This window comes from Aeromonas sp. PrichA-15 (assembly GCF_017939245.1).
Taxonomy (GTDB): Bacteria; Pseudomonadota; Gammaproteobacteria; order Enterobacterales; family Aeromonadaceae; genus Aeromonas; species Aeromonas caviae.
In genome coordinates, this window is the sequence record NZ_JAGKRH010000305.1 from 1 (window position 1) to 24,747 (window position 24,747).

General features: G+C 56.3%; 19 protein-coding genes and 3 pseudogenes. 2 read left to right on the forward strand and 20 right to left on the reverse strand.

The window, feature by feature from the left end:
- From J9889_RS21720 to J9889_RS21800, 17 genes and pseudogenes are all read right to left on the reverse strand, one after another.
- Positions 1–198: pseudogene (locus tag J9889_RS21720) on the reverse strand (transposase); the annotation flags it as partial.
- 301 nt (positions 199–499) lie between these two features.
- Entirely contained in the window at positions 500–1,528 is a 1,029-nt protein-coding gene (locus tag J9889_RS21725) for an IS110 family transposase (RefSeq protein WP_072198076.1), read from the reverse strand.
- A gap of 86 nt (positions 1,529–1,614) precedes the next feature.
- Positions 1,615–1,896: pseudogene (locus J9889_RS21730) on the reverse strand (IS5/IS1182 family transposase); the annotation flags it as partial.
- 112 nt (positions 1,897–2,008) lie between these two features.
- Complete coding sequence (locus J9889_RS21735; protein ID WP_210558142.1) at positions 2,009–2,551, reverse strand: hypothetical protein; 543 nt, start codon at positions 2,549–2,551, stop codon at positions 2,009–2,011.
- Between the two features lie 76 nt (positions 2,552–2,627).
- On the reverse strand, positions 2,628–5,729 hold the full coding sequence (locus J9889_RS21740) for a type I restriction endonuclease subunit R (protein WP_210558145.1): 3,102 nt from the start codon (positions 5,727–5,729) through the stop codon (positions 2,628–2,630).
- A 116-nt stretch (positions 5,730–5,845) separates the two neighbouring features.
- Positions 5,846–6,520: a hypothetical protein gene (locus J9889_RS21745; protein WP_210558148.1), complete on the reverse strand. Its 675-nt coding sequence runs from the start codon at positions 6,518–6,520 to the stop codon at positions 5,846–5,848.
- Positions 6,521–6,782: 262 nt separating this feature from the next.
- Complete coding sequence (locus J9889_RS21750; protein ID WP_210558152.1) at positions 6,783–7,403, reverse strand: hypothetical protein; 621 nt, start codon at positions 7,401–7,403, stop codon at positions 6,783–6,785.
- On the reverse strand, positions 7,400–8,623 hold the full coding sequence (locus J9889_RS21755) for an AAA family ATPase (protein WP_210558153.1): 1,224 nt from the start codon (positions 8,621–8,623) through the stop codon (positions 7,400–7,402). Before J9889_RS21755 ends, J9889_RS21750 begins: the two co-directional genes overlap by 4 nt.
- Positions 8,624–8,713: 90 nt before the next feature.
- Positions 8,714–8,956 (reverse strand): hypothetical protein, encoded by a 243-nt coding sequence (locus J9889_RS21760; protein WP_210558155.1) that lies wholly within the window; start codon positions 8,954–8,956, stop codon positions 8,714–8,716.
- Between the two features lie 34 nt (positions 8,957–8,990).
- Positions 8,991–9,695: a TIGR02391 family protein gene (locus J9889_RS21765; protein WP_210558157.1), complete on the reverse strand. Its 705-nt coding sequence runs from the start codon at positions 9,693–9,695 to the stop codon at positions 8,991–8,993.
- Positions 9,696–9,697: 2 nt separating this feature from the next.
- Entirely contained in the window at positions 9,698–10,933 is a 1,236-nt protein-coding gene (locus J9889_RS21770; protein ID WP_210558158.1) for a restriction endonuclease subunit S, read from the reverse strand.
- The gene (locus tag J9889_RS21775; protein WP_210558161.1) at positions 10,930–11,277 is read right to left on the reverse strand and encodes a nucleotidyltransferase domain-containing protein; all 348 of its coding nucleotides are present in this window, start codon (positions 11,275–11,277) and stop codon (positions 10,930–10,932) included. Before J9889_RS21775 ends, J9889_RS21770 begins: the two co-directional genes overlap by 4 nt.
- Positions 11,264–11,719, reverse strand: a complete 456-nt coding sequence (locus J9889_RS21780) for a nucleotidyltransferase substrate binding protein (RefSeq protein WP_113725262.1) — start codon at positions 11,717–11,719, stop codon at positions 11,264–11,266. The genes J9889_RS21775 and J9889_RS21780 overlap by 14 nt, the downstream gene beginning before the upstream one ends.
- Before the next feature lie 84 nt (positions 11,720–11,803).
- A complete protein-coding gene (locus J9889_RS21785; RefSeq protein WP_210558163.1) occupies positions 11,804–13,651 on the reverse strand; it encodes a class I SAM-dependent DNA methyltransferase in 1,848 nt (615 codons plus the stop codon).
- A 1,463-nt stretch (positions 13,652–15,114) separates the two neighbouring features.
- Positions 15,115–15,930, reverse strand: a complete 816-nt coding sequence (locus tag J9889_RS21790; RefSeq protein WP_128313540.1) for a hypothetical protein — start codon at positions 15,928–15,930, stop codon at positions 15,115–15,117.
- A 217-nt stretch (positions 15,931–16,147) separates the two neighbouring features.
- On the reverse strand, positions 16,148–16,345 hold the full coding sequence (locus J9889_RS21795; protein ID WP_158196628.1) for an AlpA family phage regulatory protein: 198 nt from the start codon (positions 16,343–16,345) through the stop codon (positions 16,148–16,150).
- Positions 16,346–17,304: 959 nt separating this feature from the next.
- Positions 17,305–18,597: a site-specific integrase gene (locus tag J9889_RS21800; RefSeq protein WP_128313593.1), complete on the reverse strand. Its 1,293-nt coding sequence runs from the start codon at positions 18,595–18,597 to the stop codon at positions 17,305–17,307.
- 211 nt (positions 18,598–18,808) lie between these two features.
- Here J9889_RS21800 and mutS point away from each other — a divergent pair, with 211 nt between their 5' ends.
- Positions 18,809–21,364, forward strand: a complete 2,556-nt coding sequence (gene mutS, locus J9889_RS21805) for a DNA mismatch repair protein MutS (RefSeq protein WP_210558165.1) — start codon at positions 18,809–18,811, stop codon at positions 21,362–21,364.
- 70 nt (positions 21,365–21,434) lie between these two features.
- On the opposite strand, the gene J9889_RS21810 is transcribed toward mutS, so the two are convergent.
- Together J9889_RS21810 and J9889_RS21815 are read right to left on the reverse strand one after the other, a co-directional pair.
- Positions 21,435–23,033 carry a BCCT family transporter gene (locus tag J9889_RS21810; RefSeq protein ID WP_042879412.1) on the reverse strand — a complete coding sequence of 533 codons (1,599 nt, stop codon included), beginning with the start codon at positions 23,031–23,033 and terminating at the stop codon, positions 21,435–21,437.
- Between the two features lie 9 nt (positions 23,034–23,042).
- Positions 23,043–23,570, reverse strand: a complete 528-nt coding sequence (locus J9889_RS21815) for a hypothetical protein (protein WP_010672814.1) — start codon at positions 23,568–23,570, stop codon at positions 23,043–23,045.
- Between the two features lie 163 nt (positions 23,571–23,733).
- On the opposite strand from J9889_RS21815, the gene J9889_RS21820 reads away from it, so the two are divergent.
- A complete protein-coding gene (locus J9889_RS21820; protein WP_010672813.1) occupies positions 23,734–24,213 on the forward strand; it encodes a MarR family transcriptional regulator in 480 nt (159 codons plus the stop codon).
- A gap of 95 nt (positions 24,214–24,308) precedes the next feature.
- Here J9889_RS21820 and J9889_RS21825 read toward each other — a convergent pair.
- A pseudogene (locus tag J9889_RS21825) lies at positions 24,309–24,581 on the reverse strand (integrase core domain-containing protein); the annotation flags it as partial.
- Between the last annotated feature and the right edge of the window lie 166 nt (positions 24,582–24,747).

The window sequence follows — 24,747 nt, forward strand, 5'->3', positions numbered from 1 at the left end:
GGTTGTGGCATCCACCGCCAAGTGGAGCTTGCGCCACACTCGTCGCTTCTCCTTGCCGTGTTTGCGAATTTTCCATTCGCCTTCGCCATAGACCTTGAGGCCGGTGGCATCAATGACCAAGTGAGCCACCGGGCCTTGGCTGGGGACGCGGTACTTGATGTCGACGGTCTTGGCGCGCTTGCTGATACATAGATGGTCGCCCCGGTTTGCCAAGCCCTCAATCAATGAAAGTGAGTCAGGTTGAGATTGCAGCCATAGATCCGGATTTCACCGAGGCAACAGCCTCTATCCCTGATGGAATTCGCTGACTGGCTCCTCTATCAGCTAAACGCACTTATTAGTGCCCTGTGTCTGTCGGGTTTTGCCAGTCACGGTCTGACCTGCCTCGCCATCACGTCATGATCGCCCGTGCAATCGGTGGTACTTTCTAACGCTGGTTGTTAACTCGATACTTTGTCACGCTTGCTATGAAACACCGTTCCTGTGCTAGCTATTGCGCTCAGGCCGCTACTGCGTGATCAGCATCGTACTCGCGCTCATGGGCAAGTAATGCCCAGATGATGCGTGCATTCTTGTTGGCCAGTGCCACTACCGTTACATTATGGTTACGTCGCTCCATGACCCCCGCAAGCCAGCTTCCTGCGTACTCTGTCTTACGCTCAGCGACCCGGAGCACGGAGCGGGCCCCGTGGATCAGCAGTGTGCGTAGATAGATGTCACCGCGTTTGCTTATCCCCAACAGGGTCTGCTTGCCGCCGCTGGAATGTTGCTTGGGTACCAAGCCCAGCCAGGCTGCTAGCTGGCGGCCATTTTCGAACTGCTTTGCATCGCCGATAGACGCTACCAGTGCACTGGCCGTGAGAGGACCAATACCCGGCATCTTAGCCAGCTTCTGGCTTGCCGAGTTTTCTTTGTGCCAACACCAGATCTGCTCTTCCAGTTCATTCACCTGCTTGGCGAGCTCTTTGAGGTGCTCCCCTAAACGCTCAATTAATTGACGAAACGTTCCGGGTAGGTTGTTCTCTGCATCCTCCAGGAGCTCGGGCAATCGTAGGCTAATGTGTGCAATACCTTTAGGGACAATGATGCCATGTTCAGCCAGCAGGCCCCTGATTTGATTAGCTTGTGCCGTTCTGGCTTTGACGAACCCTTGCCTTGCGCGATGTAGCGCCAACACGGCTAACTGCTCGCCATTTTTTATTGGCACAAACCGCATATTGGGTCGGGTGACGGCTTCGCAGATAGCTTCTGCATCCGCAGCATCGTTCTTGTTGGTCTTCACATAGGGCTTAACGAACTGCGGCGCCATCAGTTTGACGGTATGCCCCATTCCTTGCAGTTTATTGGCCCAGTAATGGGCACTGCCGCATGCCTCCATGCCGATCAGGCTAGGAGGAAGATTGGTAAAGAATGAGAGCATCTGATCCCGCTTCAACTGTCGCTTGAGGACCGTCTTGCCATGTTGATCAACGCCATGTAATTGGAAGAGATGTTTTGCCAGATCAATGCCGATAGTCGTAGCCTTCATGGTGGTCGCCTCTCTCATCAGTGGGAACTTACATTCGCCACTTTGGCACTCAGATGCCGTTTTGGGGAGGGGCGACCATCCCATTAGCTATAGTCCGGCGACTGCAAAGGCACCGCCATCAGTTGGAACAACGAGTTAATGAAGCCTTCTAGCGCCCGCAGCGGCAACTTGAACAAGCCTTTTAGCATCAGGGCCGTCTCAATGGCGGTGTCACTGTAGTGGAAACCTCTCCCTCGGCGGCCATGGTGGACCAGGCAATGCCACTGCTTAATGGCTTGTTCGTCCATCCAGATGGTCAACGAACCGCGTTGCACCAAGGCTTGGTTGTACTGCTGCCAGTTGCTGATCTTGTGCTTGGACTTGCCCATCTGATGCTCTCGGAGACTGCGCTACAGGATCAGATCACCGAGATGACAGATAGTTCCCCGATTTGAGCAACAAGGCCCATCAGGATGAGTAACATTGGGACATAACGTAGCATCATCGCGCTTGCTCAACGGTTGGGGTAGAACGAAGGGATTGAAAACTAGGAGCTGCCAGATAGAGTGCCACCAGAAACAACAAACAATCTAAACGTTCATAGATTGCATCGCCGTGATACTCGCTAACATCGCCTACAAGCAACGTTGCATCAGCAACAAAGATGATGCCTACTGTTGCAAGTTCGACTACGTATATCCACCCCCAATTTTGCAATGGTCGCAACAATCTCTGCCTGTAGGGCGTTGAACAATACTGGCAGTACCGCCAATGACGCCAAAGCAAAAAGATCAGTAACAGCAATGTTCCCTTCTCAACAATGTCCGTATCAGCTATCCCCTCGCCATATTCGAAGATGGCCGAAAAGAACGTCACAACGTAGCCTCCCCCAAGGCCCAACAGCAGAAACCTCCCGAGCCAATAACACAACCGCTGGCACAAGCTCATCAACCGGTTATCACAACGTTGTAGCAACGAAGGTGATTCGGCATGGAACGTTGCATTACCAGATATCTGGCTAGGCTCTGCGTGTAAGGTCTTCATGTGAGTACACCATCCTTGGCTGATATTTGGTCCCTAAAGGGGAGGCATCAAGCCTCACTAATCTTCCCGACACCTCTCACATCCACGCCTCACACAGCGCCTCGGCCTGGGCCAGCACTAGCTGGGTGGCCTCTTCCTGGCTGTCAGGCGGGTACTTGTACTTGCGCAGGATGCGCTTGACCAGCAGCCGCAGTTTGGCACGTACGCTCTCCCGGCTGTTCCAGTCCACCGTCACGCTGCTACGCAGGCTCGCAGTCAGTTCGTGAGCGATCTTGGCCAGGATCTCGTCCCCAAGCGCTCTGACTGAGGCCTCGTTGTTAGCCAGCGCATCGTAGAAGGCCAGTTCGTCATCATTGAGGCCGAGTTGCTGCCCACGACCATTGGCGCTGGCAAATTTCTTGGCCATCTCGATCAGCTCCTCGATCACCTGGGCCGTCTCGATGGAACGGTTCTGGTAACGCTGAATCACCTTGCCGAGCAGCTCGGAGAACTTCTTCTCCTGGGCCAGATTGGTCGAGAAGCGGCTCTTGATCTCCCCCTCCAGCAGGCGCTCAAGCAACTCCACAGCCAGGTTGCGTTCGGGCAGGTTGCGCACCTCGGCGAGGAAGTCCTCATCAAGCAGGCCGATGTTGGGCTTGTCGAGCCCCACCGCCTCGAACACATCCACCACCTCACCGGACACCACTGCGTTGCCGATGATCTGCCGGATGGCCAGCTCCCGCTCCTCGTCGGTCTTCTTCTTCGCTGTGAGCTCCTTCTTGGTGAGGATCACCTTGACGGCCTGCAGGAAGGCCACCTCGTCGCGTACCGCCCTGGCCTCATCCAAGGTACAGCAGAGGCTGAATGCCTTGCTCATCGCGAGTGCATTGTCGGCGAAGCGCTTCTTGCCATCCTCCAACCCGAGCACATGGTTGGCGGCACCGGCCAGCAGCTTGTGGCCGCCGGTCAGGTAGTCGCCATAGTCGAAGCCATGCAGCAGGGCCCGCAGCACATCGAGTTTCTCCTCCAACAGCGCGTAGGCTTCGTGGGCATCCACCGTTGGCCGCCCGCGTCCCTTGCTGCTGGTGTACTCCTTGATGGCCGCCTTGAGCTCGTTGGCGATGCCGATGTAGTCCACCACCAGCCCGCCCTGCTTGTCACGAAACACCCGGTTGACCCGGGCAATCGCCTGCATCAGGTTGTGCCCCTTCATCGGCTTGTCGACGTAGAGGCTGTGCATGCAGGGGGCATCGAAGCCGGTCAGCCACATGTCGCGCACGATCACCAGGCGCAGCGGGTCAGCAGGGTCCTTGAAGCGCGCCTCTAGCCGCTTCTTGACCTTGCCCGGATAGATGTGGGGGCGCAGCAGTTGCTTGTCCGAGGCGCTGCCGGTCATCACGATCTTGATGGCGCCCTGCTCGGGGTCGGGGTCGTGCCAGTCAGGACGCAGCGCGGTAATCGCATCGTAGAGGTGGACGCAGATCTCGCGGCTCATCGCCACCACCATCCCCTTGCCATCCTGCGCCTGGCCGCGCTCCTCGAAGTGGGCGACCAGATCGGCGGCGACCTGCCTGATGCGTGGCGTGCTGCCCACCACCTTCTCCAGCGCCGCCCAGCGCGACTTGAGCTTGGCCTGCTCGCTCTCCTCCTCGTCTTCGGCCAACTCCTCCACCTCGTCGTCGATGTGGGGCAACTCATCCTGCTTGAGGGAGAGCTTGACCAGGCGCGACTCGTAGTAGATGGCGACTGTCGCCCCGTCCTCCTTGGCCTGCTGCATGTCGTAGACGTGGATGTAGTCGCCAAACACCGCGCGAGTGTCGCGATCTTCGCCGGAGACCGGCGTACCGGTAAAGGCCACGAAGGTGGCATTGGGCAGGGCATCGCGCAGATGCTGGGCATAGCCCACCTGATAGCGTGCCGCCCCTTCCGCCACGCCTGTCTGGGCCACCTTGAGGGTGGCGCCGAAGCCGTACTGGGTACGGTGCGCCTCGTCGGCGATCACCACGATGTTATGGCGCTCGGACAGCACCGGGAACAGATCCTCGTCCTCCCCCGGCATGAACTTCTGGATGGTGGTGAAGACGATGCCACCCGAGGGGCGATTGCCCAGCTTGGCCCGCAGATCCCCGCGCGTGCCGACCTGCACCGGCTGCTCGCGCAGCAGGTCCTGGGATAGCGAAAAGACGCCAAACAACTGGCCATCGAGATCGTTGCGATCGGTGATGACCACGATGGTCGGGTTATCCATCGCCGTTTCTTGCATGACCCGCGCCGCGAAGCAGGTCATGGTGATGCTCTTGCCGCTGCCCTGGGTATGCCACACCACGCCCCCCTTGCGGGAGCCCTCGGGGCGCGATGCCTGCACCACCTGGGAGATGGCCGAGCGCACGGCGTGGTACTGGTGATAACCCGCGATCTTCTTGACCAGGGCGCCGTCCTCCTCGAACAGCACGAAGAAGCGCAGATAGTCGAGCAGCAGGGCGGGGTTGAGGATGCCGCGCACCAGGGTCTCCAGTTCACCGAATTGGCCATAGGGGTCGAGCGTCTCCCCATCCACCGTGCGCCACTGCATGAAGCGCTCCGCATTGGCCGACAGCGACCCCATGCGCGCCTCGCTGCCATCGGAGATGACCAGGATCTCGTTGTACTGGAACAGGTCCGGGATCTGCGCCTTGTAGGTCTGTAGTTGCTCGAACGCCTTCCAGATGTCGGCCTGCTCGTCGGCGGGGTTCTTGAGCTCCAGCACCACCAGCGGCAGGCCGTTGAGGAACAGAATGATGTCGGGGCGGCGGGTGTGCTGCGGCCCCTTGATGGAGAACTGGTTGAGGGCGAACCAATCGTTGGCGGCCGGATTGGCAAAATCGGCGAGCCGCACATAGTCGCCCACCGTCTCCCCGCCCCGCTGGTACTCGACCTTCACCCCGTTCACCAGCAGGCGATGGAACAGGCGGTTAGCCAGCAGCTGAGCCGGGGTGTCGAGATTGAGCACCTGACGCACCGCATCCTCGCGCGCCTGCGCAGGCACCTTGGGATTAAGCCGTTGCACCGCCTCGCGCAGCACATCTTCCAGCACCACCTGGCGAAAGTCGCTACGCCAGGGGCTATCCGAATCCGGGGCCACGTCGTAGCCGCAGACGGTGCGATAACCCACCTCGGCCAGCCACCCCATCACCTCTTGTTCCAGTTGGTCTTCGGTCATCCGCTATCGATCCTTCTCCAGTTGGTTGCCAGCGCTGGCTGGCTCGTGCACGTCCACAATCAGCTCATCGCCTCTGCACCCAGGTTGAATCGAAAACGGGGTTTGGCGGATGGGTATTACGCTATCGGTGGCATATCGAAATAGGCGCGACGGGCAGCCTTAAAGGCGGATTGCACCGCATCGGCAGTGACCTTGTGATACCCATCCAACCGCTCAAGCAGCAGACACAACAGCTGTTCATCGGGAAAGATGTACGGGCCGCCACGCACCGAGCGCGGCGTCTGGTTCAACTGCATGTCGAAGCCCGCCGCCTGCTCCTGGTTATCGGGCAGGCAACCCTGCTCACTAACGGCGAGGCGACACAGTTGCACCACGTCGGTGATATGGGCCTGCACGCTGCGATCAGATCCGGCCACAAAGTGAAAGGGGCTCAGTTGGGCGAGCAATGGGGGAAGAAGTTGTTCAGCCTGTTGGTCGTCCAGCAGCTCCAGATAGGTCAGAGCCCATATCAGATGATTCGCCAGCCGCTCATAGAAGCAGTGCAGCAGCGCCTCTCCCTCGCCTTTCTTAAACCCCCACAACACCATGGCGAAGCGGGTTTGCTGCTCCATGGCCACCCACACGCGCTGGCGTGAGATGGTGACCTGATGCAGATGCCAGTGCCAATGAGGAATGGCAGGCTCCGCCACGGCGGCGGGCAAGGGCGTCTGGGTAATCCAGCTCTCTTGCTTGCCTTTACGGGTGATGCTCAACCCATCGATCGCAGCCTGGGAGCAGTGAAATAACAACATAAGGATCCTTGTTCAGAGGCTGCCATACTCGCAGCGCCATCCACCTGTGTGGGCGCCGAACTGATTGGTGTAAAAATCGACGCAATATCGACACGTCCTCACCATCTGTCGATGGGATCGACACATTCAGAAAACATGTTTAAAAAACCAAAGAAATCGACACATAAAAGTCATCTGTCGATCCCATCACCCTATCCGTTATCGCGTCAGCTCAGCGAACAGCGCATCGTTGATGCGGCACTTCTCACGGCCACCCCGCTCTTCAGACAAACCACAAACGCAACGCATCAGCAATCACCTTGAATGACTGGCATTCCTCCAACTGTCTGGTGCTAGCGCGTTCACCGATACGCTCAAAATCACGCGGTGAAATGGTTCGCTTCAAATGATCACGCATCAGTTGCTCAAACAGCTCCTTAGGAGACTCCTGCTGCCAGCTTTCGACAGTTCTTCTGCTCTTGGTAGCAACATCCACAATCCAGGATTGAAGCTCAGCAACGGACAATCCGCTGTATGCCGCAAGTGCGGGCTTGCAATGCCATAGCCACTGCTCAAGTTCCGGCACCATGACGGAAATGGAGTGATTGCCGCTCCATGTGAAGGAGTCCAACTTGTGACCAATTTCAGCTTCCAGTTCCATTGCCGACTGCCTGCGTTCACGCCCCGAACCGTGAAAATCCCACAACATGAGCAGCTTCGAGTATTTACCTTTTTGCATACGTGCCAGTTCTGCACCGGTTTGCACCATCCCTGCGTCACGCTGCGGGTGCCGCATGATGTCGAAAGTGACGGCCCGGATTCCGAGAGCTTGATGCTTAACGAGTACGCTACGCAAAAAAGCCTCTGCATCAGCGTCGGCCACATAGATCAGCAGGTCTTTCATTCCAATACTCCTGCTGCAAACACAATCCCGATGTCTGGCGAGTCATCCCAATGCTCCAACATTGGATGCTTCATACCCGGAATAATGCTGGTGCCTCCCTCGCCATGACTGAAACACAGCAATGGCTCTACCCCACATTGCTGAACAACGAAGGGCGAATGTGTAGCCAGGATCATCTGTGCCCCAGGAATAGTTGATAGCGAGCGAAGAATGACTTCCAGCGCCTTCGGATGTACCCCGTTTTCCGGTTCTTCAACCATATACAGCGCCGACTCGTGCGGCAAAAAAGCCGGGATCGTCAACGCCATCATACGTAGGGTGCCATCACTCAAAACCCAGCTTGGTGCCTCCAGCCCGTTGTCATAACGCAATATCAGATATTCGGCGTTGTCTGCCTGCCGCCTCGCCCAACCAATTTGTTTTAGTTCTGGTAGGGCATAACGCAGATGCTCGGCCCAGCGTGCCACAGGTGTGTCCGGCTCCGCCCAGTAAGGCCCCAACCCGCCATTCACGCCGATCAAACGACCTACCAATCGTGCGAGATTGGTGCCATCGAGTTCCAGGTCAGCTGGCCGAGTTGCAGAACATGGCAGGCGCATTGCGGGGCTATTTAGTTGGATGTAGCGCACCCCCTGCATCAGGAAGCGCCGCACCGCATTGGCCGTTGGGTAACGTTCTTCGTCCGGCGGCGTCAGCCCTAATGTGAGTTTTTCCTGCCCAAAATTGAAGGAATCTTGATAACTACCTTTTTCACGGGAATAAAAGTCTGTGCCTTTCGAGGTCTTGCCCAATAAACGCTTTGGCTTGACCTTATCGCTGAAATTCAGTGATTCGCCTGCGGGCAACCATGCTTTCGAATACTGGCGCAGTAATTCCTCATCGACACGTATCCCCAGGTCCACATCTGCACGAATCGCCAGCCGATAGTTCAGTAGACTCTCTGCCAGAGCAGGGCGAATGGCCGACAGATCCAACCACAACTCGATCTCGATGCTGCCACCCTGACGCATCCATGTCAGATCGTTGAAATCAGAAGCATGGCGACTCGCCACCGCTGCAGCAGGCCCGTTCTCCAGACAGTCACGCACGAAATCAATAGCATCAAGGAAGGTTGTCTTCCCTACACCGTTTGGTCCAACCAGCACATGAAAAGCCGCCAACGGCAGATTCCGCAGCTCGCGGATCCCCTTGTAGTTCTTGATTGACAGGCCAACGATCATAAGCAGCCCTCCCGTTTCGGAAACTGACGATTAGACACAGACGCCGCCTTGTTGCGGTTAAATGGAACCAACATTGTTATTGCCCACCGGTTATCTGCTCAATGCCACATAACGTTCGAAACAACTGCTGGCCAAGATATACCCGAATTGTGCATCAGCGACTGCTGGCGTATTAATCGCCCAGTCGAGTAATTGGTCACCGGCCTTCTTCCAAGCCTCGGCATTGGATGATGCTGTCAGCGCCTCCAGCATATCCGCCAGATCGGGATCTTGTTGCCGAACCACCGCTAATACCAGGCTGGATATTTGATCGTTCAGTGAGATGTTTGGCATGGAGCCCCCTGTGATCGGTTCGATATTGGCATTATCAATGTGAGGAGCCAACGTTACTGACGGTAGCTTTGTCCAACGCTTTTAATAGCAACGACACCGTGCTCAACATATCCAGTGCCTCAGTCGCCGACATATCAAGCGATTTGGCCGTGTCATGAGCAGCAACATTACGAAATGCCGATACAACACCTCTGGATATTTGCTCCAAGCCACTCTGGTAGTTTTGCTTTGATTCGGTTGAAAGGTCATTAAATTTAATGTTCCCCTTCAATGACAATACCGACATTAACTTAGCACCATCCTCTTGACTACCTGACCTATCTTGCAACGCTTTGATATAGGCCTTGCACGCCTCATGAACAGCGTTGACATAGTGTCCATTTAAAAACAGGGACTTAGAATGGGTGATGATTTCAGTATGAAATTCACGCTCACTAAAGCGCAACTCCCATTGGTCCTGTTCGCTTTCGCCAGCAAATCTGCCGGATAAATCTGGCATATCTATGTTGTAATGCTCGGCTATCTGCTGAATGGCGGCTTCATTGCAACTTTTCAAAAAAGAGCCCAATCCAAATTGGGGGTAACGCTGAACTTGGGGAAGTGCCCGTTGGATAGCGAGGGACACTTCATTTCCAATTCCAATCAACGAATCAGCAACAGCAAAAAAGTCATCTCCATAGATGTCAACAAGTGTGTCAAACAGCTTTTTTTGCAACGCGTGTTGCTGTAATCCATTCATGGTTAGTTCCGTATTTCACAAGAGTGAGTGTCTGACAACCGTAGTTGGCCGGAGATCAGGCGGGGCAGCAGGGTGTCGCGCAGGGTGGCAAGGGTTTGGGCTTGATCATTGTTTTGTTGAATTCGTTCTTCTAGCTCGGAAGACAAACTTTCAAACGCTTTAGTTACTGATTGGCTTGGGATCATGATTTTGAACCCTTTCAAGTTATCAATAGTCACTTGTGGTTGTGCTGAACCAGTGACATATGCCGATAAGTCAGAAAGGGACATGAATCCTTTTAAGTAGCCAAACGGAATCCTGTCGTTTGACTCCAAAACCAGCGAATTATTTGTTACATATGACTTAGGCGCTGATTGATTGATCTTACCAGACGCAGCCCCACGGCAGGCGACAAGCACCTGCCGCTGCTCGTATAAATACTGGGAATAAAAACCAATTCGTCCGTTGCCCCCAAAAACAGGAAACCCTGACTCCAACAGCTTTGCCGTAGGCAGATTTTTTCCGTACGCAATTTTCAACACATCACCCAAATTACCACAGTCCCACCCCTTCGGCACTTGGCCCAGTTCGGACTCTTCGAAGCTGTCAGGGAACAGGGCGGCGACCTCGGGGGATAGACCGGCAGGTTCTTCGCCGCGCGCGCGGGCATGGACCGGGTCGAAGTCGACAAACCACGACTTGAACAGCGCCTGGGCGATAGCCTCCAGCGTGGCATTGGTCTCGCGCAGCAGGGCGATGCGGTCATTGATCGGCCGCAGTGATGCGGCGACGGACCTTTGGGCTGGAAGAGGCGGTGCACTGAAGCAGAGTTGACCAAACGCTGACTTGTTCAATATTGGTTGGGCCGAACCACCCGCAAGCCCGCGGATCTCGTCCTTGCGCAGGCTCAGGTTGTAATAGAGGAATTCAGGACAAAACTTAGTCTCATCCACAAGCACTGCATTTATCTGCTGGTTAGTAACGCATCGAGACGCCGCTAGAGCGGCCTTCCCCATGTCTGAGCCGATGCAAGTTACAAGCACGCTGCGTTCAGGAATGATGCTGCCTTTTACTGACTGAGCTCCAAGCTCTGAGATCTTGCGGTTGGTGTTCCTAATCCACATGCTACCAGTGAAATCAGGTGGCGTTACGAATGGTACTTCGCTCCCCTCATACTCCGGCATATTTCCCTTCGGTGTCTTGCCTGTGACAATGCGGCCAGCATCGGCAAGATGGTATGATTGCCACTCAGAACTCATACCCCAACCCTCCCTGTTTCTGGCGTTTGCAACACCACATAGCGGGCGGCGATCTCGCTGCGAAATGAGTCGGGAATGCCCGCCCAATCGACCAGTTGCACGATGATGGGCAGATTACTCTCGACAAAGGCGTCGCTTACCTCCCACAGATTTGACTGGCGGCGTGACAGCTCATCGGGCTGACGCACGACCAGATCGAGGTCGCTGGCGTCGTAATGATCGCCATTGACCCGCGAGCCATACGCCCAGACCTCGGCGTGTGGCAGGTGGGTGTGCAAAATCGCCAGCACTTGCGACAGGTATTTTTCAGGCAGCGCCAGCCCGGCTATTTCATGCGTCGCCATCGTGCGCCTCCGCTGCCTCTTTGCCCAGCTTGCGCTCCAGCGTATCGGCCAGCGTGGTGATGTCTTGCACAAAGGCGGGGATCAATACCAACGTTTCGGTGGCGAACTGCTCGCCATAATCGTGCGCAGTGTTGTTGCGGTTGTCGCGATAACGGAACCAGCGTTCGACCTCATCCAGCGTGAGCAGCCCGTGCACGGCGGCCAGACGCAGAATGTCTTTCACCGGCGTGGTTTCGAGTTTTTTACCGCCGTGGCCGAAGGCTTTCAGCGCTTTTTTCAGTAACTTGAAGGCGGTTTCCTGTGTCAGTTCGTAGCCTTTGACGATGGCGTTGCGAAACACTTCCTGATCGATGCTGCCCGCCTCGGCTTTGTCATAGAGCGCCAACGAAGACGACAAGGTCAGTATGCAGCGGCGCAGATGATCCACGTTCAAATACAACATTGTTTCGTTTCCTTATCGAGGCGTGCAGGGTTTGCACAACGGAGCGGTGGCAACTGCACTACTACCTGCTGCGCAGTTAAACACTCAGAACTCATATCCCAGCCCCTTCAACTTCTGGCGGATCAGCTGATCCAGCTCGGCGCCCTTGCTCATCTGCTCGCCCAGCTTCTCGGTGAGCCTCTGCATCTTGTCGGCGAAGGCTTCATCGTCTTCCTCCACCTCCTCGGCACCCACATAGCGGCCGGGGGTCAGCACATGGCCGTGCTCGGCGACTTCGCTAAGCGGTACGCTGCGGCAGAAGCCGGGCACGTCTTCATAGGGCTGTGTGGTCTCGCCGTCTGCCTTCCAGGCATGGAAGGTGTCGGCAATCTTGGCGATGGCGGCGACGTCCAGCTCGCACTGCACCCTGCTCACCATGGTGCCGAGCTTGCGGGCATCGATAAACAGCACCTCGCCGGGGCGGCGAGTCTTGTTCTTGGCGAGGAACCAGAGGCAGGCGGGGATCTGAGTGTTGAAGAACAGCTGGCCCGGCAGGGCCACCATGCACTCCACCACGTCTGCCTCCACCATGGCGCGGCGGATCTCCCCCTCGCCGCTCTGGCTCGAACTCATGGAGCCGTTGGCCAGCACGATACCGGCGCGGCCAGCGGGCTTGAGGTGGTAGAGCATGTGCTGCAACCAGGCGTAGTTGGCGTTGCCTGCGGGCGGGGTGCCATAGACCCAGCGTGGGTCGTTATCGAGGCTGCCGTGCCACCAGTCGCTGATGTTGAACGGCGGGTTGGCCAGCACGAAGTCGGCGCGAAGGTCCGGGTGCTGGTTGCGGGTGAAGGTGTCGCCGGGTTCCTTGCCGAGGTTGTAGTCCATGCCGCGAATGGCCAGGTTCATGGCCGCCAGCCGCCAGGTGGTGGGGTTGGACTCCTGGCCGTAAATGGAGACATCCCCCAGCTTGCCGCCGTGGGACTCGATAAACCGCTCGCTCTGCACGAACATGCCGCCCGAGCCGCAGCAGGGGTCGTACACCTGGCCGTGGTGCGGGGCGAGCACCGCCACCAGGGTCTGGACGATGCTGGCGGGGGTGTAGAACTGGCCGCCCTTCTTGCCCTCGGCGTTGGCGAACTCACCGAGGAAGTATTCATACACCTGACCCAGCACGTCGCGGGCCGCACCCGGTTCGCTGCCAAAGCCGATGGTGGAGACTAGGTCCACCAGCTCGCCGAGCTTGCCATCGGGCAGCTGGGCGCGGGCGAAGCGCTTGTCGAGGATGCCCTTGAGGCGCGGGTTCTCCTGCTCGATCAACACCAGCGCGTCGTCGATGCGCTTGCCGATGTCGGCCTGCTTGGCATTGGCCCGCAGCACTTCCCAGCGCGCCCCTTCCGGCACCCAGAACACGTTGACCTCGCGGTAATAGTCGCGCTCCTCCAGCTCCTCGGCCAAGAATTCGTCATCGGCGTCGTGCAGGTAGTAGTCGTCGCTCTCGTCGGTGAAGCGGCGCTCCAGCTCTTTGCGGCGCGCCTGGAAGGTGTCGGAGACGTACTTGATAAAGATGAGCCCCAGCACGATGTGCTTGTACTCGGCGGCGTCCATGTTGGTGCGCAGCTTGTCGGCGGAGGCCCAGAGGGTGCGCTTGATGGCGTCGATGCCGGTCTCGGCCGGAGCGGCCTCCTTGGCTTGCTTGGCTGGTTTGCTCTTGGCGGCGGGTTTGGACGTTGCGGGAGCCGTACCATCCGCACGCAGCACCGAGCCACCGCGACCCCTCCCCTTGCGCAGTTGCCCCGCCTCGATCAGCGCATCACGGGCCGCCATAAACTGCGCCTCGGTCAGCCCGGCGAACTGCGTCTTGAGCTGGTCCTGCAAGGCTTGGTTGCCGATGCTGCTGCCATCCTCGGGGACGGCCGCCAGCAGGGCGGTGGAAAGGGTCTGGGGGTCTAGCATGAACTACTCCGACAATGGCTGCACCCGATGGGCACAGACAACGAAACAGGTGGATGGGCGATGCATAGAAGAGCACCGAAACGGCAACGTTGTGGCCCATCGCTAACAGGGTATTGAGTCTATACAAATCAACCTGATAGTAACATGGAGTGAGTCACATCAGGGCATTACAGTAACAGGCTCGTACTGCGCACTACTCTGAACTGTTAGTGGGCATTTGTAATGACCCCAACAGTTAGTGCATGGTATCAACTGGCTACGCGGGCTGCATACAGATAGGTAAGTACCATGCAAGGAACCCAGATCCCCTTCGGTGAACGTGACGATGTTCTGCTGCGTGCCTTCGAGGTTGCAAATGGGCTCGCATGCAACTGTATCTGTCCTGGATGCCGGAAACCGTTGGTTGCCGCCAACGGGGGATTGAAGGTTATCCCTCACTTCCGGCATGCCCAAGCCGAAGATTGTTCCCGAGGCTATAAGGAAGGTGTGCGACGCGCAGCAGTCGCTCTGATTGCAACCCAACAACGCCTTACACTCCCGGCTTACTACCACCAGATCAACGCCACGACCCACTCCGGATCCACCTTGCGAAGCGATGTCACCTTCCCCTCAGAGGTCATCCTCGCCGACAACGTTGTACGGTTCGTGGATCTCGGGACGGTAAGGGCACATGCGGTGGTTACCAAGGCAGAGCGTCAACTGCTGGTATGGATAAAGGTATCATCTCGTACCCAACATGAACGGTACCAGCACCTTGCCAGCATTGGGGCCTCAGCGATAGAGATCGATCTCAGTCGACTGAGACTTGAGCTGATCAATGACCCAGCAACATTCGAGTATGCGGTCCTATCCAATCCCGACAACAGATCCTGGATCCGTTCTCTGCGAGGGGAGAGGTTAGGGGAACGAGCAGCAGAGAAGATGGCCGCTGAAGTTGCAACCGACAATGCCCGATGGGAGCAGGAAAGGGCTCGCCATCGGGCGCTGGAAGAGGCCCGACGAGCAGAACACGAGGCCAAGTTTGTAGCAGCCGCCAAAGCACTTTCGGCGCAAAGGAAGCTACAGTCGGCGGCTGTTGAGGCCCAACGTGCAATGAACCAAGATGCATGCCTGCAACGTTCAGAACTGATCGTGAGCCAGGTACTTCGTGCGGCCCGTGAGTGGGGAGGCAACGCTGTCGAATGCACCGCATGTTACCTACTTAGCCCACCAGACACACAATCCTGTCCCTACTGTGCAAGCAACGCCAGTTCGATGCCGCTATTCACGGTATCGGCTGAGTATGCGGCTACGATCCACCATCGAATGCGCAGTTCACCCAAACCGAATCGGTCTGTGCAAGCAGCGCCGATCCTGAGAACCCAGCCTGAGCTGCCTGATGATTAGTGTTAGCCACTTAGATACGTGAATAGACAGTTCCATGGCTGTGTATAGCCAATCCAACCAGGTAGAATCGCGAACCGTCATCTGTTACCACGGACAGACTCCTTCAGCGTTGTTCCGTATTGCCGCATCCCATCCATGAACTCCAAATCCACTAATTTCAATGAATTCAACTTCAGTAATGATTCGACAAATTGACTGTTTGATAATCGATACTTTTTGGTTTTTCTGCGGCCTTTAGTATCGACGTACGACTCCGCACGGTGCCACATAAACTTACAAATATAAGCAATTTGCGCCAACGGGTCTTCGAGTTTCTGAACCACAACAGGGCTGTGTTTTCGAATGTTAACGTTGCTTGGCACATCTTGTTTCTGAAACAAGCTCCGCAACCTCATCCACTCTGGAGAATAGGCGTCTTTACATCTGACAAGGAGGTGGAAGTGGGGCATCCAATGGCGATATGCTGTTTGATAGTCGACTTCAAAATAGCCTATAAAAACATCTTTCACACCTGCACGCTCTAATTGTTTACTAAGTCGGCCTTTCAAACGCTTGATATTGAGGTGTTCTAACTCACGAACCATTTCATCAAAATAGATGAAGGTTGCAATGTTCCACTCAGTGTAATCCTCACTAAAACGTACTAGTTGGCTTATCTTCCTTAGTCGTAATCGTCTTACGCATTCATGGCATGCCAAACTATAACAAGGTTCCTCTTCATCACAATCTAATAGCTTTTCAGCAAGCTGCCTCGCTTTATAGTTACTCGATCTAGAAAGCTTGCCTATTCGCACGCTATTCTCTCTTAAGCATGCTTCGAGAGTTTCAAAATTTGGCAGCAATGATTCAACGTCTATAAGATCGCTTATCTTTGCATTCATGAACTTGTTCATTATGAATACCTAATGATTCGTGGTGTACGTTCTCAAGGCCATAGACTACCCATGTGCCAGCACAGCTACATGTTCTAACCTCATTGAGTAGAAACAAGCGATCTGTTGTGAAACAGTGAACTTAACTAGAGGGCGTCGGTAATGGTTGAGGGTGTGAAGAGGACAATCAAGCGCAACACTCTATGTTGCATGTTCATTCACTAACAGGATTCAAGACTCACTCTGGTTTGGTATATTGCAGGGCATTCATCCAGCCTTGTATATCAGAAGAACGCCACATCACTCGACGACAACCCTTCTGTTGAACTGAACTTGGAAAGTCACCCTTCTTTATCAGACGATAGATCGTTGCGCGAGAGATGGTGCAACATTCGATAACTTCGGCCAGGTTCAGCAAACGCGTTTCATGTTTCATAAATGACTCCTCGTAATGGTCGAAGGTCATTTACAGATTTCGAAAACAGGGGCGACGCAGCGCATTCTCTGCTCCTCAATGTCGCATGCAGAACGTACAGAAACCCGGTGAAAGCTCCACCACCATGCAGTCCTATGCCCCAGTTAGGTGTTAGGCGCTCATCTTGGGACAGACTTCAGCTTAAGGGCCACTCTCATGGTTGCCGCATCCAGAGAGACGTTGTGATAGAGACAAGGAGCGAGCCGGGATACATTCCCATGGCAGGTGACTCGATAGATGGTTGAAACTGTTGAGTGTGTGGTTCATTGGCATGGCTAACCACTGCCTCAGGAGCACTCAGCGCTAGGGAAAGAGAAGAGAGAAGAGAGCTAGAACTGGCCACTCAATGCAGAGTGTCTCTCACGTTACAACGTTGTACGTTGCTGCAACGTACAACGTCGATAACAAACAATCAACGTAAGCATTTGAAATGTAAGATAATAATTAACATTGCAAACGGTGATGATAATCTGCAATCTTCAACAGTGGCAGGAAGGCAAATGGTCTGGTTGACCGAAGTCTGGTAACTATCTCTCCTTGATTGTGCTCTGAGCTCTCGGGTCTGTCCGATAGATCAGATGGACAAACCTAAGCAGAAAGTCAGCTGGTAGTGGCTGTGCAACCAAGATCTAGTTCAGGCGTAGTCTCGAATCCACTGGACGACGCCATCACCTAAATGCATTGCACAACCTATCATGGTCGACATGAATGGTTCGGCTTTCATCGCAACAGTGCTGCTGAGCGCGGCTTGACGCTCAGGTTGTCAAGTGCCGCCGCGCACCTCGGAACAAGTCCCCACACAGGATGGAGGGCCTATGTAAGCCATCAACACAGTTACAGCTGTATCAACAAGTCTGTGTGGTGAACACCAGTTATCAGTAGATGAGAGCAACCTGCGGCTTGATATCAGATCCCATTCACTACGATGTAGTCACTAACGTATCCAGATGGTCTGCCCAGCGCTGTAACCACTCTCGGCTTTGCTCGGTGTATCTATGAAGATCATATGTACCGATCAAACCTTTCTTGGTATGTCCGAGAATGGCTTCTGCAACTTCAGAAGGACATTGCAGACGAGACAGTCCTGTTCTAACAGTTCGACGGAGATCGTGGGGAGTCCATCGAGGGATATCTAACATCAAGTCTGCTTCCCTCATTGCCCAAGCACTTTCCGTTAACTGCTTCTGTTTAATTGGCTTTCCTGTCCTCTGGGATGGGAACAAGTAAACCTCATTTCCTATCTTATTTGTTCTGAGAAAATTGATGCATTGACGTGGAAGCTGAATCTCTCTTGCGACACCAGTCTTTGACTCTCTGATATGGAATACTCCATCATCAATATCAATGTTTCGCCAAGCAGCTTCACATATTTCACCAGTTCGGCACCCAGTCCACAGCGTCATTCTAAATATGTTCTTTTGCACTTCAGTGAATTTTGAGCTAGGCAACCAAGCCAGAAACAGCTTAAGTTCATCGTCATTCAAAAAACGACTACCCTTTTTTGATGTCAGCTTTACCTTAGTTCGAACCAAACTCACTTTTGCTTGAAGCGCAGGGTTGATAAATTGATCGTCAAACTTTCCCATCCCCATTGAATAATCGTAAGCGGCTAGAATTTCGCGCAATACATTTCCAGCCTGAACATTAGCGCCTCGACTCACGATGGACATAACAAGATCAATAATATCTTGTCTACTCACATCACGAGCCAATCGCTCACCAAGCATTGGAACAGCATCGCCATACAGAGTGCGCCTAGCCTCATCCTGGCCCTTCTTTTTTCTTGCTCCGCTCTTTATAGCGCCATTAGGCAACACTTGATCTTCTATATGATTCTGTAGGTAAAGCTCGATCATCGCTTGAAGGGTGAACTTTCCTAGTGCGCTTTCATTCTTGATTTGCTGTTTAAGCTCAAATGCGGCCGCTCTCGCTTCTGTAGCCGGACATCGACCTTGTTGCCTGATGAGCTTGAGCTCCCGTAGTTTTATACGGGCCTGCTCTAAGGATACGGCTGGAAATACGCCAAGTGAGATCTGAATTAATTTATTTGTTACTGGACTCGTATAGCGATAAAAAAATGTCTTTTTACCCGTCTTCCCGCAAGTAACACGAAGCCCTCTGTTGACCCCATTGTCAGCCTTATCGCTATCTGATGGCTTCATGACTTCAATTGCTCTAAAGGACAGTGCTTTGTTACCCTTATCCGCTGGCATACCGGCCTCCTATGGCTGATGCATACGAGATCCTAACTTGACCGCATGCATAGGGCTCAATGTCTGTGTAGGCTACAAAACAAAAACCTACATTTCAACCTACACTTTCGCCTGCGATTGGGTGAGATCTAGTGAGACTCTCAGAGCAAACAAGATACCATACAATCAACGTAAAACATTGTTAGATTGGCACTTATATCGAGATAACTGCATGTCAGCACCAGAGAATCTTACCAATCACACACCAATGATGCAGCAGTATCTGACCCTCAAGGCCGAGAACCCGGAGATCCTGCTGTTTTATCGCATGGGTGACTTCTACGAGCTCTTCTACGACGACGCCCGCAAGGCCTCCCAGCTGCTCGACATCTCCCTGACCAAGCGCGGCCAGTCGGCCGGCAGCCCCATCCCGATGGCCGGGGTGCCCTATCACGCCATCGAGGGGTATCTCGCCAAGCTGGTACAGCTCGGCGAATCGGCCGCCATCTGCGAGCAGGTGGGGGATCCCGCCACCAGCAAGGGGCCGGTGGAGCGCAAGGTCATTCGCATCATCACCCCGGGTACCGTCTCCGACGAGGCGCTGCTCAGCGAGCGGCAGGACAACCTGATCGCCGCCGTCTACCACGATGGCCGCCGCTTCGGTTACGGCACCATGGACATCGGCTCCGGCCGCTTCTTCATCAACCAGTTCGAGAAAGAAGAGACCCTGCTCGCCGAGTTGCAACGCACCAATCCGGCGGAGCTGCTCTACCCCGAATCGTTCGCCTTCCTGCACCATATCGAGGGTCGCCGCGGTCTGCGCCGCCGCCCGGAGTGGGAGTTCGAGCTCGGCACCGCCCGCAAGCTCTTGTGCCAGCAGTTCGGCACCCAGGATCTGGTGGGCTTTGGGGTCGAGCAGAGCGAGACCGCCCTGTGCGCCGCCGGCTGCCTGATGCAGTACGTGAAAGACACCCAGCGCACCGCCCTGCCCCACATTCGCAGCGTGCGCCTGGAGCAGCCCGATCATGCGGTCATCATGGATGCCGCCACCCGCCGCAATCTGGAGCTGACCCAGAATCTGGCCGGCGGTCACGACAACACCCTCTCCGCCGTGCTCGATTGCACCGCCACGCCGATGGGCAGCCGCCTGCTCAAGCGCTGGATCCACCAGCCGATCCGCGATCGGGTGATCCTCAAAGGTCGCCAGAGCACCATCAAGGAGCTCATCGAGCAGAACCTCTATGACGAGCTGGGCGGTTTGCTGCGCCAGGTCGGCGATGTGGAGCGGGTGCTGGCGCGCCTCGCCCTGCGCTCGGCCCGCCCGCGCGATCTGACCCGGCTGCGGCAGGCTTTTGCTCAGCTGCCCGAGTTGCAGCGTCTGCTGGCGGAGAGCGAGCACGAGGCGGTGCAGCAGCTGCGCGAGCGGGCGAGCACCTTCCCCGAACTGTTCGACCTGCTGGAGCGTGCCGTGATGGAGGTGCCACCGGTGCTCATCCGCGATGGCGGCGTCATCCGTGAAGGGTTCAATCAGGAGCTGGACGAGCTGCGGGATCTGGCCAATGGCGCCACCGCCAGCCTGGCCCGCATCGAGGAGCGGGAGAAGGCGCTCACCGGCATCAACACCCTCAAGGTGGGCTACAACAAGGTGCACGGCTTCTACATCGAGGTGAGCCGCGCTAACAGCCACCTGGTGCCGGCCCACTACATCCGCCGCCAGACGCTGAAAAACAACGAGCGCTACATCATCGATGAGCTGAAGAAGTACGAGGACAAAGTGCTCACCGCCCAGGCCCAGGCGCTGGCGCTGGAAAAACGTCTCTACGAAGAGCTGCTCGACGCCCTGCTGCCGCACCTCGGCGATCTGCAGGAGTCTGCTGCCGCACTGGCGGAGCTGGACGTGCTGGCCAACCTGGCCGAGCGGGCAGAGACCCTCGACTATCGCTGCCCCACCCTCATCGACGAGGATCAGATCATCATCGAGGCGGGCCGCCATCCCGTGGTGGAGCAGGTGATGACCGACCCCTTTATCGCCAACCCGATACAGCTGGAGCGGGAGCGGCGGATGTTGATAATCACCGGCCCCAACATGGGCGGTAAATCCACCTACATGCGCCAGACTGCGCTCATCGTTCTGCTGGCCCATATCGGCGCATTCGTGCCCGCCGACAGCGCCCGCATCGGCCCCATCGACCGCATCTTCACCCGCATCGGGGCGTCGGATGATCTCGCCTCCGGCCGCTCCACCTTTATGGTGGAGATGACCGAAACCGCCAATATCCTCAACAACGCCACCGCCCGCAGTCTGGTGCTGATGGACGAAATTGGCCGCGGCACCAGCACCTACGACGGCCTCTCGCTGGCCTGGGCCTGCGCCGAGCAGCTGGCAAGCAAGATTGGCGCCTACACCCTGTTCGCCACTCACTACTTCGAGCTGACCCGCCTGCCCGAGCTGATGAGCGGGCTGGCCAACGTCCACCTGGATGCGGTGGAGCACGGCGACACCATCGCCTTTATGCACGCGGTGCAGGAAGGTGCGGCCAGCCGATCCTACGGCCTGCAGGTAGCGGCGCTGGCCGGGGTGCCGAAATCGGTGATCCACCAGGCCCGCCACAAACTGCACGAGCTGGAGAGTGCCACTCCGGTGGTCGCCGGCGAAAGTCGTCCGGCTCCGGTAACTCTCGCCCCGCAACCCCATCCTGTGGTGGAGGAGCTGGCAGCAGTTCGCCCGGACGAGCTGACCCCGCGACAGGCCCTTGACCTGCTCTATCGACTCAAGCAGATGCTGTAGCTACCGACCGCCGAACAGGCATGAAAAAGGGGAACCGCGAGGTTCCCCTTTCGTTTGACCGAACCTGTCATCAGCCCGGACCGATGCGATCCATCAGGCTCAGATTGACCGACCCCGGATGGCGCTTGAGCTTCTGCCTGTATTCGAACTGGTGCTGGCTCTCCTGTTTGAGCCCCTGCATCAGGGAGTAGCACATGGCCAGCATGATGACCGAGAAGGGCAGCGCGGCGATGATGCTGGCGGCCTGCAGGGCGGCAAGCCCGCCGGAGACCAGCAGAATGGCCGCGACCAGCCCCTGCCCCAGCCCCCAGATGGCGCGGTGCAGCACCGGGGGATCCTGATCGCCGATGGAGAGCAGCGTCGTAATCACGAGCGTGCCCGAATCGCTGGAGGTGATGAAGTAGGTGCAGATAAGCAGGGTCAGCACCCCCTTGGCAATCCAGCCGAAGGTATCCCAGTGCAGCAGTTCCACCGTCTTGTAGAGCGCCATGGTGACATCCTGATTGACCGCTTCCACTACGCCGCCGCCACCGAACAGCTCCAGGTTCATGGCAGTCCCGCCGAACACGGTGAGCCAGAGCATGCCGAGCAGGGAGGGCACCAGCAGGACACCGAGCACGAATTCACGAATCGTGCGGCCCTTGGAGATGCGGGCGATGAACATGCCGACAAAGGGTGCCCACGCGATCCACCAGCCCCAGTAAAATGCGGTCCAGCTGGACTGCCAGGCCGAGGTACCGTTGGCTTCGGTATTGGTCCAGAAGCTCAGCTTGACGATGTTCTGCAGGTAATCACCGATGTTCTGCACATAGGCGTTGAGGATATAGGTGGTTGGCCCCAGCACCAGGAAGAGGCCCAGCACGAACACGCTCAACCAGATATTGAGTTCGGAGAGGATCTTCACCCCGCGCCCGACGCCGGAGATGGCCGACAGGGTGGCAATCAGGCTGATGCCACCGATGAGCCAGAGCTGGTTCGCTTGTGACACGCCCATGCCGAACATCTGATTGAGGCCGGTGTTCATCTGGGAAACTCCCAGCCCAAGGGAGGTCGCCACCCCGAACACGGTACCGAACACCGCCAGCACGTCGGCGGCATGGCCCCAGAAGCCGTAGATGCGATCGCCAAGAATGGGGTAGAGCACGGAGCGGATGGCCAGCGGCAACTTGCGCCGGTAGCTGAAGAAGGCCAGCGACAGGCCGACGATCACATAGATGGCCCAGGGGTGCAGACCCCAGTGGAAGAAGGTGAGGCGCATGGCGATCTGGGCCGCTTCCGGCGTCATACCTTCGGTGATGAAGGGGTTGCCCTGCAGGTGATACATGGGCTCGGCGATACTCCAGAACACCAGGCCTATGCCCATGCCTGCGCTGAACAGCATGGAGAACCAGGCAAAGTAGCCAAACTCCGGTACCTGGTCGTCGTCGCCCAGCCGGATGCTGCCAAAGCGGCTGAACATCAGGTAGACGGCGAAGAACAGGAACAGGGCGACCACCAGGATGTAATACCACTTGAAGCCAGCAATGATGGTGTCCTTGGCCCCGGTAAACCAGGTGCCTGCGGTATCCGGATCAAAGACGCCGAACAGCAGGAAGAGGGTCACGACGGTGAGGGCCGTCATGGCCATGGTGGGATTGAGGCCTTTCAAAAGCCCTTTGGTTGCTCGCATCGGGCCTCCTTAGTCGTTGTTGAAAAAGTCTTCACCCACGTGATCGCCGGCACCGCCGATGGCGCGATAGGCCAGACGACCAGCCACCTGCTCACGGTGATCCACCAGGGTCACCGACGGCTGGCCGTTCACTGCGTGGCGTTTGCCGAGGAAGATAGCCATGGGCACCCCCAGATTGGAGACACCGCTGGTGATCCAGAGGCGGTTGAAGTCATAGGAGCCACCGATGAACTCCAGCTGTGCCAGCCCATTGTCCAGACCCGCCAGATAAAAGTTCATGGCACTCTCGTCGGGGAAGAGGTGAACCAGCACATAGGCATAGCGCAGCTCATTGACCAACTCCTTTAGACTGAAAGAACCTGTGTTACTGCAAGAGAGCGGCAGCTCGCCATCGTAGTGGTGTACCTTGAGGTTGTTGGGGTCCTCGTCATAAGCAGGTTGATAACGCACAAATGCCGCGGTATCAGGCAGTTCATAGCGAACTCTGACCACGCGCAGATCGGCAACCAGGGACTTGATATCCAGGTCGTCATGCATGATTTCACTCCTCAAATATCGGGTTGGAATGGGGCAATTGTCCGATAACCTAACACAATATTCATTAGAGCTAAAACCATTACATCAAAAACCATATTGACCTTGTTATGGATTAGGCGGAGAATTTCGCGCCTCTCCACAGCCCTGCGATGACCCAGACCCCATGGAAAAACATGATGAAGTGCTGATCGCCCTGCGCCAGATCATCCGTGCCATCGACATGCACTCCAAGCGCTTGATCAAGGAGGCCGGCCTGACCTCGCCCCAGCTCCTGCTGCTCAAGGGGATCGACGAGCTTGGCCAGATCTCCATGCGCCAGCTGGCGGATCACACCAACATGAGCCAGGCCACCGCGACCACCATCATGGACCGGCTGGAGAGCCGCCAGCTGGTGCAGCGCATTCGCAGCGAAACCGACAAACGCAAGGTGCATGCGACGCTCACTGACGCGGGACGCGCCCTGCTTGCCCAGGCTCCGACCCCCTTGCAGGAGAGTTTCATTCAACGCTTTCAGGCACTGGAGAACTGGGAGCAGGGGTTGTTGCTCTCATCCCTGCAACGCATCTCCGCCATGATGAATGCCGACGGCATCGATGCCGCCCCCGTGCTGAGTGTCAGCCCCCTGACCGAAGAGCGGGCCTGAAATCCTGAAGTCCGTTTACATGTTTTCAGTTAACTTCTGGCACTCAGAACCCGATGTACCGCATCGGGGATTCTGCATTGCGAGGCCTAATGCGATCATTCTGGGTTATAACTACCCACCACCTTATGCACCATCTTCCTCGTCTACACCAGGTCCTACGGGCTTTGCTACAGCAACTCTCCTTTCAGTATCCCGTTCACCCGCTCTGCCAGCGCATTCTGATAACAGTCATACCCATCAGTCATCGAGTACTGTACTCCGTACCGTTCATACAGCGTCTGATTCAAGCCTGAGCAATACTGCACCCTGCCGTCCGAGTGATGGATAAACTCCCCGCTGCCACGCCGTTGCTTCAGTGCTCTGCGCCATCACAACCAACTCAGCATGCATCCGTCATTCCGCACCTGATTTTGCTATTTTCAGTGCTTGACGGCGATCGGCCGTTCTGATCTATTACTCTCTTTTGCAGGTAGATCATCATGGCCGCACCCGCTATCTCGATCCGTAACCTCGATCACCTTGGTTTGGTCGCCG

Bases quoted from the DNA above. Each gene is read 5' to 3' on its own strand.
- J9889_RS21725 (WP_072198076.1), bottom strand. From the start codon at position 1,528: ATGAAGGCTACGACTATCGGCATTGATCTGGCAAAACATCTCTTCCAA.
- J9889_RS21735 (WP_210558142.1), bottom strand. From the start codon at position 2,551: ATGAAGACCTTACACGCAGAGCCTAGCCAGATATCTGGTAATGCAACG.
- J9889_RS21740 (WP_210558145.1), bottom strand. From the start codon at position 5,729: ATGACCGAAGACCAACTGGAACAAGAGGTGATGGGGTGGCTGGCCGAG.
- J9889_RS21745 (WP_210558148.1), bottom strand. From the start codon at position 6,520: ATGTTGTTATTTCACTGCTCCCAGGCTGCGATCGATGGGTTGAGCATC.
- J9889_RS21750 (WP_210558152.1), bottom strand. From the start codon at position 7,403: ATGAAAGACCTGCTGATCTATGTGGCCGACGCTGATGCAGAGGCTTTT.
- J9889_RS21755 (WP_210558153.1), bottom strand. From the start codon at position 8,623: ATGATCGTTGGCCTGTCAATCAAGAACTACAAGGGGATCCGCGAGCTG.
- J9889_RS21760 (WP_210558155.1), bottom strand. From the start codon at position 8,956: ATGCCAAACATCTCACTGAACGATCAAATATCCAGCCTGGTATTAGCG.
- J9889_RS21765 (WP_210558157.1), bottom strand. From the start codon at position 9,695: ATGAATGGATTACAGCAACACGCGTTGCAAAAAAAGCTGTTTGACACA.
- J9889_RS21770 (WP_210558158.1), bottom strand. From the start codon at position 10,933: ATGAGTTCTGAGTGGCAATCATACCATCTTGCCGATGCTGGCCGCATT.
- J9889_RS21775 (WP_210558161.1), bottom strand. From the start codon at position 11,277: ATGGCGACGCATGAAATAGCCGGGCTGGCGCTGCCTGAAAAATACCTG.
- J9889_RS21780 (WP_113725262.1), bottom strand. From the start codon at position 11,719: ATGTTGTATTTGAACGTGGATCATCTGCGCCGCTGCATACTGACCTTG.
- J9889_RS21785 (WP_210558163.1), bottom strand. From the start codon at position 13,651: ATGCTAGACCCCCAGACCCTTTCCACCGCCCTGCTGGCGGCCGTCCCC.
- J9889_RS21790 (WP_128313540.1), bottom strand. From the start codon at position 15,930: ATGAACAAGTTCATGAATGCAAAGATAAGCGATCTTATAGACGTTGAA.
- J9889_RS21795 (WP_158196628.1), bottom strand. From the start codon at position 16,345: ATGAAACATGAAACGCGTTTGCTGAACCTGGCCGAAGTTATCGAATGT.
- J9889_RS21800 (WP_128313593.1), bottom strand. From the start codon at position 18,597: ATGCCAGCGGATAAGGGTAACAAAGCACTGTCCTTTAGAGCAATTGAA.
- mutS (WP_210558165.1), top strand. From the start codon at position 18,809: ATGTCAGCACCAGAGAATCTTACCAATCACACACCAATGATGCAGCAG.
- J9889_RS21810 (WP_042879412.1), bottom strand. From the start codon at position 23,033: ATGCGAGCAACCAAAGGGCTTTTGAAAGGCCTCAATCCCACCATGGCC.
- J9889_RS21815 (WP_010672814.1), bottom strand. From the start codon at position 23,570: ATGCATGACGACCTGGATATCAAGTCCCTGGTTGCCGATCTGCGCGTG.
- J9889_RS21820 (WP_010672813.1), top strand. From the start codon at position 23,734: ATGGAAAAACATGATGAAGTGCTGATCGCCCTGCGCCAGATCATCCGT.